At 75.4% G+C, this 11,316-nt stretch carries 13 protein-coding genes; 6 read left to right on the forward strand and 7 right to left on the reverse strand.

Annotation, left to right across the window (positions count from 1 at the left end; all coding sequences use genetic code 11):
- Positions 1–5 precede the first annotated feature (5 nt).
- Together IE316_RS15175 and IE316_RS15180 are read right to left on the reverse strand one after the other, a co-directional pair.
- On the reverse strand, positions 6–1,172 hold the full coding sequence (locus tag IE316_RS15175) for a zf-HC2 domain-containing protein (RefSeq protein ID WP_190204842.1): 1,167 nt from the start codon (positions 1,170–1,172) through the stop codon (positions 6–8).
- Entirely contained in the window at positions 1,169–1,750 is a 582-nt protein-coding gene (locus tag IE316_RS15180) for a sigma-70 family RNA polymerase sigma factor (protein ID WP_190204843.1), read from the reverse strand. The genes IE316_RS15175 and IE316_RS15180 overlap by 4 nt, the downstream gene beginning before the upstream one ends.
- Before the next feature lie 249 nt (positions 1,751–1,999).
- On the opposite strand from IE316_RS15180, the gene IE316_RS15185 reads away from it, so the two are divergent.
- From IE316_RS15185 to IE316_RS15195, 3 genes are all read left to right on the forward strand, one after another.
- The gene (locus tag IE316_RS15185; RefSeq protein ID WP_190204844.1) at positions 2,000–2,380 is read left to right on the forward strand and encodes an STAS domain-containing protein; all 381 of its coding nucleotides are present in this window, start codon (positions 2,000–2,002) and stop codon (positions 2,378–2,380) included.
- Positions 2,381–2,516: 136 nt separating this feature from the next.
- Positions 2,517–3,029 (forward strand): EF-hand domain-containing protein, encoded by a 513-nt coding sequence (locus IE316_RS15190; RefSeq protein ID WP_190204845.1) that lies wholly within the window; start codon positions 2,517–2,519, stop codon positions 3,027–3,029.
- Positions 3,030–3,360: 331 nt separating this feature from the next.
- Entirely contained in the window at positions 3,361–3,822 is a 462-nt protein-coding gene (locus IE316_RS15195; RefSeq protein WP_190204846.1) for an ATP-binding protein, read from the forward strand.
- Positions 3,823–4,061: 239 nt separating this feature from the next.
- On the opposite strand, the gene IE316_RS15200 is transcribed toward IE316_RS15195, so the two are convergent.
- The gene (locus tag IE316_RS15200) at positions 4,062–5,120 is read right to left on the reverse strand and encodes a GlxA family transcriptional regulator (protein WP_190204847.1); all 1,059 of its coding nucleotides are present in this window, start codon (positions 5,118–5,120) and stop codon (positions 4,062–4,064) included.
- A 72-nt stretch (positions 5,121–5,192) separates the two neighbouring features.
- Here IE316_RS15200 and IE316_RS15205 point away from each other — a divergent pair, with 72 nt between their 5' ends.
- Positions 5,193–6,506 carry an MFS transporter gene (locus tag IE316_RS15205; RefSeq protein ID WP_190204848.1) on the forward strand — a complete coding sequence of 438 codons (1,314 nt, stop codon included), beginning with the start codon at positions 5,193–5,195 and terminating at the stop codon, positions 6,504–6,506.
- Positions 6,507–6,525: 19 nt separating this feature from the next.
- Here the strand turns inward: IE316_RS15205 and IE316_RS15210 are convergent, their stop codons facing one another.
- The gene (locus IE316_RS15210; RefSeq protein WP_190204849.1) at positions 6,526–7,716 is read right to left on the reverse strand and encodes a flavin-containing monooxygenase; all 1,191 of its coding nucleotides are present in this window, start codon (positions 7,714–7,716) and stop codon (positions 6,526–6,528) included.
- 152 nt (positions 7,717–7,868) lie between these two features.
- On the opposite strand from IE316_RS15210, the gene IE316_RS15215 reads away from it, so the two are divergent.
- Positions 7,869–8,465 carry a GNAT family N-acetyltransferase gene (locus IE316_RS15215; RefSeq protein ID WP_190204850.1) on the forward strand — a complete coding sequence of 199 codons (597 nt, stop codon included), beginning with the start codon at positions 7,869–7,871 and terminating at the stop codon, positions 8,463–8,465.
- Positions 8,466–8,518: 53 nt separating this feature from the next.
- On the opposite strand, the gene IE316_RS15220 is transcribed toward IE316_RS15215, so the two are convergent.
- From IE316_RS15220 to IE316_RS15230, 3 genes are all read right to left on the reverse strand, one after another.
- Positions 8,519–9,187, reverse strand: coding sequence for a pyridoxine/pyridoxamine 5'-phosphate oxidase (locus IE316_RS15220; RefSeq protein WP_190204851.1), 669 nt, complete (start codon positions 9,185–9,187; stop codon positions 8,519–8,521).
- Between the two features lie 27 nt (positions 9,188–9,214).
- Positions 9,215–9,643 carry a pyridoxamine 5'-phosphate oxidase family protein gene (locus IE316_RS15225; RefSeq protein WP_190204852.1) on the reverse strand — a complete coding sequence of 143 codons (429 nt, stop codon included), beginning with the start codon at positions 9,641–9,643 and terminating at the stop codon, positions 9,215–9,217.
- 165 nt (positions 9,644–9,808) lie between these two features.
- Positions 9,809–10,444: a TetR family transcriptional regulator gene (locus tag IE316_RS15230; protein WP_190205086.1), complete on the reverse strand. Its 636-nt coding sequence runs from the start codon at positions 10,442–10,444 to the stop codon at positions 9,809–9,811.
- 134 nt (positions 10,445–10,578) lie between these two features.
- Here IE316_RS15230 and kbpA point away from each other — a divergent pair, with 134 nt between their 5' ends.
- Positions 10,579–11,316, forward strand: a complete 738-nt coding sequence (gene kbpA, locus IE316_RS15235; protein ID WP_190204853.1) for an AfsK-binding protein KbpA — start codon at positions 10,579–10,581, stop codon at positions 11,314–11,316.

The raw sequence follows: 11,316 nt of genomic DNA on the forward strand, positions 1-11,316 counted from the left end.
GGACATCACAGCCGGCTCAGCCCCGCCGCCGCGCACAGCACATCCCTGATCGCGGCCCGGTCCCCCGTCTGCCCGGCCGCCGCCTCCTCCGGCCGCACCCGCCCCGCGGCCAGCCGGCAGAACTCCACCCCGTCCAGCACCACGTGCGCCACCTCGTGCTCCGCGGACCCCACCGCCGCCGGGGAGTCCAGCGGGATCAGCCACTCCCCGCCGCCCGCCCCCTCGATCTCCAGCTTCAGGCTCCGCCCCGGCGCCCCGGCCGCCACCAGGTGCCGGCGCCCACCGGGCGGCGGCCCCGCCGGTGCCGACCGGCGCCGCGCCGCCAGCACCTCCGGCAGCAGCCGCGCCGCCAGGTCGATCATGCGGTGCAGATGGCCCGGCGCCGGCGGATCGTACGGGTAGCTCACCGCCTCGGCGATGTCCTCCGCGTGCACCCAGCACTCGAACGCCCGGTCCAGCAGCGCGTCGTGCAGCGGCAGCGCCCAGTCGCCGTACGAGACCGGCAGTCCGCCCGCGCTGCCGCCCGTGAAGGACGCCGTACGGACGAGGTCGTGGCTCTGCGCCCGCCAGGGCGCCCGCACCGCGCGGGTGGGCGGCAGGTGCGAGGCCCGCCAGTACGCCTCGGTGCGGCTCGCCGGGCCCGGCGCGGCCGCGGGGATCTCACCGAGCGGGTCGGGCAGGCCGAGGGCGACCGCGACCAGCCCGTCGACCACCAGCAGGTGGGCGACGGCCCCGGCGACGGTGGTCCGGCGGCTCGCCGTCTCCCCGGCCGCGAACCACCGCAGCCTCACCGGCGCGTGCCACTCGGCGTCCCCGATGTCCTGGAGCAGGGCGTCCAGCCGGGCGGTCTCCGCGTCGTACGGGGCGGCCCACTCCGGCACCGGGATGCGCGGCGGGCGCCGCTGGAGGCAGTCCGCCAGCACCCGGGTGCGCAGCGACGGTTTCAGGTCCAGGCTGTCCGGGCGCTGGAGCAGCTCGACCGCCGCCCGCAGCCGGGGCGCCTCCTCGGCGCAGGCCGCGCACTCCCCGAGGTGCGCGTCGACCGCCGCCGCCTCCTCGGGCGAGCAGGCGGCCAGCGCCCACGCCCCGAGCAGCGACCTCAGCACCCGGTGCTCCAGCACGAGGGGCGGTATGTCCCGCGCGGGCGTCTCCGCGGCGCTCATGTCGCTCATGCCGCGCCCCCCTGTCCCGGCGGTGCGCCGGGGTCGGCCGCGTCCTGGGCGGTGGCCAGGAGCTGGAGGCCCAGGCGCAGGCGGCGGCGCGCCTCCTCCTCGGTGATGCCGAGGTCGGCGGCGGTGCGGCGGTAGTCGCGGCGCTGGAAGTAGGCCCGCTCCAGGGCGAGCCGCAGCGGGGCGGGCATGGACTGCACGATGTAGTCGGCGCGGGCGGCGACCGAGGCGCGGCGCACCCGCTGCTCCAGGTCGGCCGCGGTGCCGGGGCCGCCGCGTTCGAGGGCGGCCGTGCCGGTGTCGCGCAGCTCGCGCACGGCCAGCCGGTGGGTCAGCGCGGCGATCCAGGTGCGCAGCGGGCCCTGGTTCGGGTCGTACCGGTCGGGATGCTCCCAGACGTGGACGAAGACCTCGCGGGTGACGGTGTCCGCGGCCCGCTCGTCGCCGAGGACCCGGTACGCCAGGCCGTGCACCAGCGAGGCGTACCGGTCGTACACCTCGCCGAGGGCGGCGGCCTCGCCCCGGGCCAGTCGCTGCTGCGTCCTGCGGTCCCGGCGCAGCGGTGTGTCCTTCGTCGCCATGCGGCCCCACCCCCTGCCCGGCCCGTGCTCCTCGTCTCCTCGAATGTAGTCGGCACCTATGACGGCGTGCGCCCCTTTGTGGCATTGCGCGCCCCCGTGGGCCCCCGGATGGTAGGGAGCGGCCCGGGAAGTGCGTCCGCGATCCGTTTCCGGCGGGGAGTTTGCGGGCATGGCCGGTGGGCAGGCGCGCGCCCAGGAAACCGTAGGGATGCCGTCCGTTTCTCGCGGGCGGCCCGGCGAGTGAGGGGCATGGTGGTGACGTTCAACGTGGCCGGAGACCAGCGGGGCGCGTGGGCCGTGCTCCAGGTGACGGGCGAGCTGGACCTGGTCACGTCGCCGGTACTGCGCCAGCGGGTGCACGACGCGATCGCGGAGGGCCGGCACAGCATCGTCCTCGACCTGTCCGACGTGCTGTTCTGCGACTCCAGCGGCGTCGGGGTGCTGGTCGGCTCGCGCCGCCTGGTCCGGTCCTGCCAGGGGCGACTGCGGCTGATCCTGCCGGCCCGGGGCGCGGTCGACGGCTCGCACGTCAACCGGGTGCTCGGCGCGCTGGGGGTGCGCCGGCTGTTCGACTGCCATCCCGACCTGGCCTCGGCGACCGGGGACGGGCCCCGCCCGCTGTCCGCGTGAGCGGGCCGGGTCACACCGCCGTCCCGGAACGCCCCTGGGACCGGCACGGGCGCGGCTTTCCGGCCTCAGGGCCGCCCCCGCCGACGTACGCTCCGTCCGAGACGTACCCCACCCGACGTAAGGCGGCCTGAAAGACATGGTCAGCAGCGAGTACGAGCGCAGGATCGCGGCCCGGTTCGCCACCTTCGACCAGGACGGCAACGGATACATCGACAAGCTGGACTTCAGCGGGGCGGCCAAGGCGCTGCTCGCGGAGTTCGGCGTCGCGGCGCGGTCCGACAGGGGACAGGCGCTGTACGGCGGTGCCGAGGCGTTCTGGCAGGGCATGGCCGGCATCGCGGACCGCGACGGCGACCAGCGGATCACGCGTGCGGAGTTCGTCACCGGCGCGCTCAAGCGCCTGCGGGACAACCCGGACCGGTTCGCCGAGATCGCCCGGCCCTTCCTGCACGCCGCCCTGGCCGTCGCCGACACCGACGACGACGGTGCCGTGACGGTCGAGGACACCGAGCGGGCGCTCACCGCCCTCGGCGTGCCGCCGGAGACCGCCGGGCAGGTCGCCGCGCGGCTCGACGCGGACGGCGACGGCACGGTCGGCGAGGCCGACGTCGTCCCGGCGTTCGCCGCCTACTTCACGGTGCCGGAGTAACCACCGCGCCCGGACGGCACCTTGGCGGCCGACCGCCCGCCCAGGTCACGGAGCGTGGCCCCCGGCACCGCGCGGAACCGGTGCCGGGCCGGGCCCGGGGCGGCGCGTGTCCCGGCCGCAGGGGCGCACGTCGTCCGCCTGTTCGGCCCTTCCCGGAGGGGGCCGCACAGTATGCCGTACGAGGGGTCCTTCGCGCTGGAATATGCCCGAAGCGCTTGTTGGCGTGACTGTACGTCAACCATGCTGTCCCACGAAGGAGCAGCCCATGTCCACGATCGTGGCCCTCGTGCGGCGCGAGCCCAGGTGTCCGCCGGTTCGGATGGTGTGAGCGGTGCAGGTGCATCAGGCGCAGTTGGAGGTCCGGCCGGACCCCGCCGAGGTGGGGCGGGCCCGCAGGTGGGTCCGTGCGCGGCTGGCCGGTTCCGGGATAGCGGCCGACGAGTCGCTCGCCGAGACGCTGGTCCTGCTCGTCTCCGAACTGGTCACCAACGCCGTCGTGCACACCCGCTGTTGCGCCGTGGTGCGTCTGTCGCTGCCCGGCGCGGCCACCGTCCGGCTGGAGGTGACCGACAGCAGCGGCCGGGCCCCGGTGCCCCGGTGCGCGGACGGCGACGCGACGGGCGGGCGCGGCCTCGCCCTGGTGGACGGGCTCGCCGACCGCTGGGGCTGGCACCCGGAGGGCGCCGGCAAGCGCGTCTGGTGCGAACTGGACCGCCCCGGCCCGGACGGTGACCCGCCGCCGGAGCGCGAGCGGACGACGGTCCTCGGCGGGGTCGCCTACGAGGTGGTGTAGGCGGCGGCGCGGAAGGGGGCGAAGGTCGGCCGTCCGGCGGGAAAGGGGCGCATGCGCCGGTCCGTGCCTCCGTGCGCGTCCCGGACCAAGCGGATGTACCGGGACAATCTCCTCAAAGACTGTTGACGCACCGTGTTCGGCCGCTCACGCTGGGGTTCAGCGATTCGCCGTGAGGGGACGGCGAGGGACCGGTCCGGCGGCCCTCGGCGAGCGTGGGTCGCGTCACGGCGGCGATGTCCTCAGCCGGTCGAATCTCTGTCCACAGGCTGTGGACAGAGATCCGGGAAACGGCTGAGGCGTCGCCCGGCCCCCGCCCCCGCCCCGCCGTCGCGGAACGTCCGCCGGTACGCCGTGGGTGTCACCCCGAGCGCCGCCTGGAGGTGCTGCCGCATCGACTGGGCGGTGCCGAAGCCCGCGTCCCGGGCCACCTGGTCGATGCCCAGATCGGTGGATTCCAGCAGATGCCGGGCCCGCTCCACCCGCTGCCGGGTCAGCCACTGCCCGGGGCTGACGCCGACCTCCTCGCGGAACCGCCGGGTGAAGGTGCGCACCGACATCGCCTCCCGCTCGGCCAGGTCCCGCAGTTGGATCGGCTCGTGCAGCCGGTCCAGCGCCCAGGCGCGGGCCCGGCTGGTCGACGCCTGCTGCGGATCGGGCACCGGGCGCGCGATGTACTGCGCCTGCCCGCCGTCCCGGTGCGGCGGCACCACGGTCAGCCGGGCCACGTCGTTGGCCACCGCCGTGCCGTGGTCCCGGCGCACCAGGTGCACGCACAGGTCGATCCCGGCCGCCACCCCGGCCGAGGTCAGCACGTCCCCGTCGTCCACGAAGAGCACGTCCGGATCCAGCGCGACCTGGGGGAACAGCCGCTGGAAGTGCTCGGCGTGCGCCCAGTGCGTGGTCGCCGGGCGGCCGTCGAGGCGGCCGGCGGCGGCGAGCACGTAGGCGCCGGTGCAGATGGCGACCAGCCGGGTGCCGGGCCGGACCATCGCGAAGGCGGCCTTCAACTCCTCGGTCAGCACACCCTGTTCGTAGACCGGGCCGAGTTCGTAGGAGGCGGGGATGACGACGGTGTCGGCGGTGGCGAGGGCCTCGGGGCCGTGCGGCACCAGGATGTCGAAGTCGGCGTCCGCGCGAACCGGGCCGGGCGGCCGGACCGAGCAGGTCACCACCTCGTACAGGCGGCGGCGCTCGGGGGTGCGGGCGAGGCCGAAGATGCGCTGGGGGATGCCCAGTTCGAAGGGGAGCAGGCCGTCGAGGGCGAGCACGACGACACGGTGTCTCCGGTCGGGCGTCATGGCCCGATCCTAGCGAACCATGTCCTCCGGGCCACTCGTTCGCCGGGAACCCGGTCGCCGAGGATTCATGACGTGACCCAGACAACCGACGCCGCAGCCGCCGTACAGCAGCCCGCGCCCGGCCGGTCCCGCCGACGCGCGGTGCACCGCGCCTGGTTCGTCGCCGCCGTCACCTTCGTGACGATCATCGGCGCCGCCGCCTTCCGTTCCGTGCCCGGCCTCCTCATCGACCCGCTGCACCAGGAGTTCGGCTGGTCGCGCGGCACCATCGGCGCCGCGGTCTCCGTCAACCTCGCGCTGTACGGGCTCACCGCGCCGTTCGCCGCGGCCCTGATGGACCGCTTCGGCATCCGGCGCGTGGTCGCCGCCGCCCTCACCGTGATCGCGCTCGGCTCGGGCCTGACGGTGTGGATGACCGCCGCCTGGCAACTGCTGCTCTGCTGGGGCCTGCTGGTCGGCCTCGGCTCCGGCTCGATGGCCCTGGCCTTCGCCGCCACCGTCACCAACCGCTGGTTCACCACCCGGCGCGGCCTGGTCAGCGGCATCCTCACCGCCGCTTCCGCCTCCGGGCAACTGATCTTCCTGCCGGTGCTCTCCTGGATCGTGGCGCACCACGACTGGCGCCCGGCCGCCGTCACCGTCGCCCTCGCCGCCCTCGCGGTCGTCCCGTTCGTCTGGCTGCTGCTCCACGACCACCCGGCCGACCTCGGCCTGAAGCCGTACGGCGCCGCGGAGTTCGTGCCCAAGCCGGCGCCCGTGCGCGGGGCCGCCCGGCGCACCCTGGGCGTGCTGTTCTCCGCCGCGCGCACCGGTCCGTTCTGGCTGCTGGCCGGCACCTTCGCGATCTGCGGCGCCTCCACCAACGGCCTGATCCAGACCCACTTCGTGCCCGCCGCCCACGACCACGGCATGCCGATCACGGCCGCCGCCTCGCTGCTCGCCGTCATCGGCGTGTTCGACGTGGTCGGCACGGTCGCCTCCGGCTGGTTCACCGACCGCTTCGAGGCCCGCCGCCTGCTCGCCGTCTACTACGCCCTGCGCGGTGTCTCGCTGCTCTTCCTGCCCCTGCTCCTGGCGCCCACCGTGCACCCGCCGATGATCTTCTTCATCGTCTTCTACGGCCTGGACTGGGTCGCCACCGTCCCGCCCACCCTCGCCCTGTGCCGGGAGCACTACGGCGAGGACAGCGCGATCGTCTTCGGCTGGGTGCTCGCCTCCCACCAGGTCGGCGCCGCGCTGATCGCCTTCCTCGGCGGCCTGGCCCGTGACACCTTCGGCAGCTACGACGTGGTCTGGTACGCCTCCGGCGCACTGTGCGCGGCGGCGGCCCTGATGGCCCTGGTGATCCGCCGGCGCCCGGCCCCCGTGCCGGCGGCCCTCGCCTGACCCGGCCGCCGGGCCCGGTTCAGGCGACCGGACGGGAGAGCCGGTCCCGGCCCCAGCGGGCGACGGCCCCGGCGATCCGGGGCGCGTCCCGGGCGAGTTCGCGGAGCATGCCGCTGATCGGGTTGGTGAAGCCGGTGAAGTACAGGCCGGGCGCGCCCGGCGCGGTCCGGGGCCCGTGCACCACCGGCCGGCCCCGTGCGTCCAGGACGCCGAGGTGGCCGACGAGGCCCTCCAGCCCGCGGAGGTACCCGGTGGCCGCGATCACCGCGTCCGGGGCGATCCGGCCGCCGTCGGCGAGCAGCACCTTGCCGTCCTCGAACCCGGTCACCGCGGCGACCACCTCCACCCGGCCGCGGCGCACCGCGTCGATCAGTCCGGCGTCCTGCACGGGTATGGCGCCCTCGCCGACCCGGCTGTAGAGGCCGGTGGCGGGCCGGGGCAGCCCGTGCGCGGACAGGTCGGGCACGCTGAGCCGGGCCACCGGCCGGGCCAGCTTGTCGACCAGCCGGACCGGCAGTCGCCGGACCAGGACACCGGTGTACTGGGCGGCCCACCCGGCCGTCGAGCGGCGCACGATGTGCGGGGGCGTCCGGACCGACAGCCGGACCCGGGCGGCCCCGCCCTCCACCAGGTCCACGGCGATCTCCGCGCCGGTGTTGCCGACGCCGACCACCAGCACGTCCCGGCCGGCGAACGGCCCGGCGTTCCGGTAGGCCGAGGCGTGCAGGAACTCGCCGGTGTACGTGGACCGGCCGGGCCAGTCCGGGATGCGCGGGGTGTGGTTGTGGCCGGTGGCGACCACCACCGCGGCGCCGGTCAGCTCCCGCCCGCCGGAGGCCCGCAGCAGCCAGTTGACGCCGTCCGGGGCGCGCTCGATCCGGGAGACCTCGACGCCGGTGACCACCTCCAGGCGGTGGTGCTCGGCGTACTTCTCCAGGTACCGCACCACGTCGTCCCGGGCCGGCCAGCGGCCGAAGCGGCGCGGCATCGGCAGACCGGGCAGCGCGGACAGCCCCCGGGTGGTGTGCAGCCGCAGCCGGTCGTAGTGCCGCCGCCAGGACGCGCCCACCCGGTCGGAGCGTTCCAGGACGACGGCGCGGATGCCCTTGGCGCGCAGCGCGTAGGCGACGGAGAGCCCGCCCGGACCGCCGCCGACGACGTACACGGGCAGGGCGCCGGGCGCGCCGGCGGGCGTGGGGGAGTCGGCCATGCGGCGAGCGTAATCACGCCCGGCGCCGGTGGGTCTCGGTCACGACGGGAATCGATTGCGGATCGGTCACGCCGGGCGCCGGTGTGCGGGGCGGGGGCGTCCGTACGGCACCTGGTGGTTCGTTGAGTCGTACAGGCGTTTCAATAAGGGTCATGTCCCACACCAGTGAGCCCCTCCCCACCGACCGTCCCGGACCGCGCGGCCACGGGCTGCGCCTGTGTTCCTGGGACGCCGAGTCCGACGCCCACGCCGAAACCTGGCTGCGCGGGCTGCTCGACCCGGACTTCCGGCGCTGGAACACGCCGCTGAGGCCGGTCACCGACCTGGCCGGCGTCCGCGAGGCGCTGCGGTCCCGGGCCCAGGAGCAGGCGGAGGGCCGGACCGTGTCGTTCCGGATCACCGAAGAGGAGACCGGGACGACCTTGGGGCACATCGGGTTCCACGAGATCAACCGGCCGCTGAAGCTGGCCCGCGTCGGCTACTGGGTGCTGCCCGAGGCCCGCGGCCGGGGCGTCGCCCGCCGCGCCCTGCTGCTCGCCACGCGCTGGGCCTTCGACGACCTGCGCCTGCACCGCGTGGAGCTGGGCCACGCCCTCGGCCACGACGCCTCCTGCCGGGTCGCCGAGCGCTGCGGTTTCGGCTACGAAGGCACCCTGCGCGGCGCGATGTTCGAGGCGGGCCGCCAGGACCGGTTCCGCGACGTCCACCTCCACGCCCGCCTGGCGACGGACCCGGAGCCGACGCCCTGACCGTCCCGGTCACGCGCCCCCGGTGACCGCCGAGGAATCGGCCCTCTGACCGCTCACGGCCACAGCAGCCCCGTGTCCCACTCGCCCTCCCCGGACCGTCGGTAGACCAGCCGGACGTGCCGGCGCCGGGGGTCGCCCTGGAAGAACTCCACCTCGTCCGGGCGCAGTCGGTACAGCGTCCAGGTCGGTACCGGGGTGTCCGGGTCGGCGGCGGCGCGGTCCCAGGCCGCCGCCGAGGCGCGGGCCAGTTCCGCCGGGGAGCCGAGGGGCTCGCTCTGCCGACCGGTGAGCGCGGCGGCCAGCGCCCCCGTCGAGCGCGCCCGCAGATCGGCCCGCGCCGCCTCGGGCGGGGCGACGGCGACCGGCCCCCGCACCCGCACCTGGCGGCCGAGGACCGGCCAGTGGAAGACGAGGGCCGCGTACGGCCGGGCGGCGAGCTGGCGGCCCTTGCGGCTGCCCGCGTGCCCGGCGAAGGACCAGCCGTCCGCGTCCGCGCCGTGCAGCATCACGATCCGGGCGTCCGGCAGCCCTTCGGCGTCCGCCGTCGCCAGCGTCACGGTGTGCGGCTCGCGCTGCCCGGCCGCCACCACCTCGCCGAACCAGCGCGTGAACAGCGCCAGCGGCTCGGCGGGCGCGGCGGCCGGGTCGAACGGCGGCAGCTCGGTCGTTGCCGGGTCCCAGACCCGCAGCGACCTCAGCAGGGCGTCGAGATCGGGTTCCATGCCCCGATTGTCGGTTACCGCGCCCGCTCACACCGAGCCGAGGTCGGAGGAGACCCACCGCTCGGGCCGCATCCGGACGATCACCTGGTCGCCGTGGTGCTCCCAGGCGAAGTCGACATAGCCGTCGACCTTCTCGGCCGGCAGGTACCGGGCGGAGACCTCCCGGAGCAGCTCCCGGGTGGCGGGGGCGGTCTCCACCACCGGGCCCTCCACGGACACGTACCGGATGCTCGGTTCCAGCCGGTCGACCAGCAGCGAGAACCGGCCCGCCGCCTTGATCAGCTCGTACTTGCGCGAGGCGGACCCGGTCATGATCCACAGGGTGTCGTCGCCGGCCGCGTACTGGTACCAGATCGGCACGGTCAGCGGGGCGCGGCCGGCGCCCGCGTCCACCGCGAGGGCGGCGATGTGCGGCTCGGCCAGGAACTGTTCGCGCTCTTCGCGGGTCAGGGCCATCGTGGTCTCCTCCTGCGGTACGGGCGGCACGTCATACGGCGCAACGGGAACGACCGCCGAGGTGTTCCCGCCGGAACGCGACAGGCGGCGGTCCACCCGGGTGAACCGCCGCCTGCCAGACAGGACTTGGCGCGGAGGGTGACGGGGCCGCGCGGCCCCGCGGGGCTACCGCGTGGGCTTTCTGCCGGTGATGCCGAGGTGCACCAGCACGGCGAGGCTGGGCCGCAGTTCGGCCTGCTTGACGCCCCAGGCCGAGGCGCCCTTCTGGTGCGAGGCCACCGCCGCGAGCATCGCGACCAGGGAACCGGCGATCGCGGCCGGGCTGAGGTCCTTGTCGACCCGCCCTTTGGACTGGAGTTCGGCGACGGAGTCCGCCAGGGAGCTGTTCACCGAGTTGAGGATCTTCGCGCGGATGCGGGCGAAGCGCTTGTCGCCCTCGGCGGCGCCGAGGTCGATCACCCGCAGGATCGCGTCGTTCTTCTTCCAGAACTCCAGGAATCCGTCGACCAGTTCCTGCGCGGTCTGCCAGCCGGCCTTGCCCGCCCAGGAGCGGCCCTCGACCAGCGCGGTCAGCGCGCTGCCGTCGGCGGCCATGCGGTCGGCGATCTCCAGGACGGCGCCCTCGACGTCCGGGAAGTACTGGTAGAAGGTCGCGGGCGAGGTGCCCGCCCGGCGGGCGACATCGATGACCTTGACGTCGCGGTACGGGGAGGAGCTGAGCATCTCGCTGAGGCAGTCGAGCAGTTTCTGCCGGGTCGCCTGCCCTCGCCGGCCGGCCACGCGGCCGTCGACGGTACGCACTTGTCCTGTCATGCCGTCAGCTTACCGAGGGGGGTGAGGAGCGCTATTCGGCCGACTGCAAATGGGTCGCGGGGGTGGGAAAGGGCCGATGCGCCTGGTCTGCGCGGTGCGCGGGAGCCGGTTACGTTGACGACATGGCCGAAAACAGGGCATCCGCGGATGCAGAGGGCGTCCCCTGCTGGGTGGACGCGCAACTCCCCGACGTGGCGGCGGGCCGGCGCTTCTACGGCGGTCTCTTCGGGTGGGCCTTCGACGCCCCGGCGGGCCCCTCGGGCGCGGTCCTGGCCCGCCTCGGCGGGGAGCCGGTGGCCGCGCTGGTCCCCAAGACGGACGGCCGGATGCCGACGGTGTGGACGGTGTACTTCGCCACCGCCGACGCGGGGGCGCTGGCCGCGCGGATCGAGGCGCGGGGCGGACAGCTCGTCACCGCCCCGCACCCCGCGACGGACCTCGGCGCGCACCCCGCCCTGACCGCCCTCGCCGCCGACCCCCAGGGCGCCGTCTTCGGGCTGCGGGAACCCGGCGCGGCCGGGTTCGGCGGGCGGCGGGTGCCGGGCGGCTTCGCGTGGGCCGAGCTGTACACCCGGGACACCGAGGCCGCCGACGCGTTCTACGGCGACCTGTTCCACGCCGCCCTGTTCGGCCCCGGCGCCGCGCCCGACTTCGGCCGGGCGGCCGTCACCGAGGTCTTCCCCGCCGAGATGCCGCCGCACTTCCTGGTCCACTTCCGGGTCGCCGACCGCGCGGCGGCGCTGGAGCGGGTGGCGCGGCTCGGCGGCCGGGTGCAGGCGCCGCCCTTCGAGGCGTCGTACGGGCGGGTCGCGGTGGTCACGGACGACCAGGGCGCCTCGTTCGCCCTGCTGGAACGTTGA

Source organism: Streptomyces fumanus, from assembly GCF_014655295.1.
Classification (GTDB): Bacteria; Actinomycetota; Actinomycetes; order Streptomycetales; family Streptomycetaceae; genus Streptomyces; species Streptomyces fumanus.

Coding starts and splice junctions, on each gene's coding strand:
- IE316_RS15175 (WP_190204842.1), bottom strand. CDS start 1,172: ATGAGCGACATGAGCGCCGCGGAGACGCCCGCGCGGGACATACCGCCC.
- IE316_RS15180 (WP_190204843.1), bottom strand. CDS start 1,750: ATGGCGACGAAGGACACACCGCTGCGCCGGGACCGCAGGACGCAGCAG.
- IE316_RS15185 (WP_190204844.1), top strand. CDS start 2,000: ATGGTGGTGACGTTCAACGTGGCCGGAGACCAGCGGGGCGCGTGGGCC.
- IE316_RS15190 (WP_190204845.1), top strand. CDS start 2,517: ATGGTCAGCAGCGAGTACGAGCGCAGGATCGCGGCCCGGTTCGCCACC.
- IE316_RS15200 (WP_190204847.1), bottom strand. CDS start 5,120: ATGACGCCCGACCGGAGACACCGTGTCGTCGTGCTCGCCCTCGACGGC.
- IE316_RS15210 (WP_190204849.1), bottom strand. CDS start 7,716: ATGGCCGACTCCCCCACGCCCGCCGGCGCGCCCGGCGCCCTGCCCGTG.
- IE316_RS15215 (WP_190204850.1), top strand. CDS start 7,869: ATGTCCCACACCAGTGAGCCCCTCCCCACCGACCGTCCCGGACCGCGC.
- IE316_RS15220 (WP_190204851.1), bottom strand. CDS start 9,187: ATGGAACCCGATCTCGACGCCCTGCTGAGGTCGCTGCGGGTCTGGGAC.
- IE316_RS15225 (WP_190204852.1), bottom strand. CDS start 9,643: ATGGCCCTGACCCGCGAAGAGCGCGAACAGTTCCTGGCCGAGCCGCAC.
- kbpA (WP_190204853.1), top strand. CDS start 10,579: ATGGCCGAAAACAGGGCATCCGCGGATGCAGAGGGCGTCCCCTGCTGG.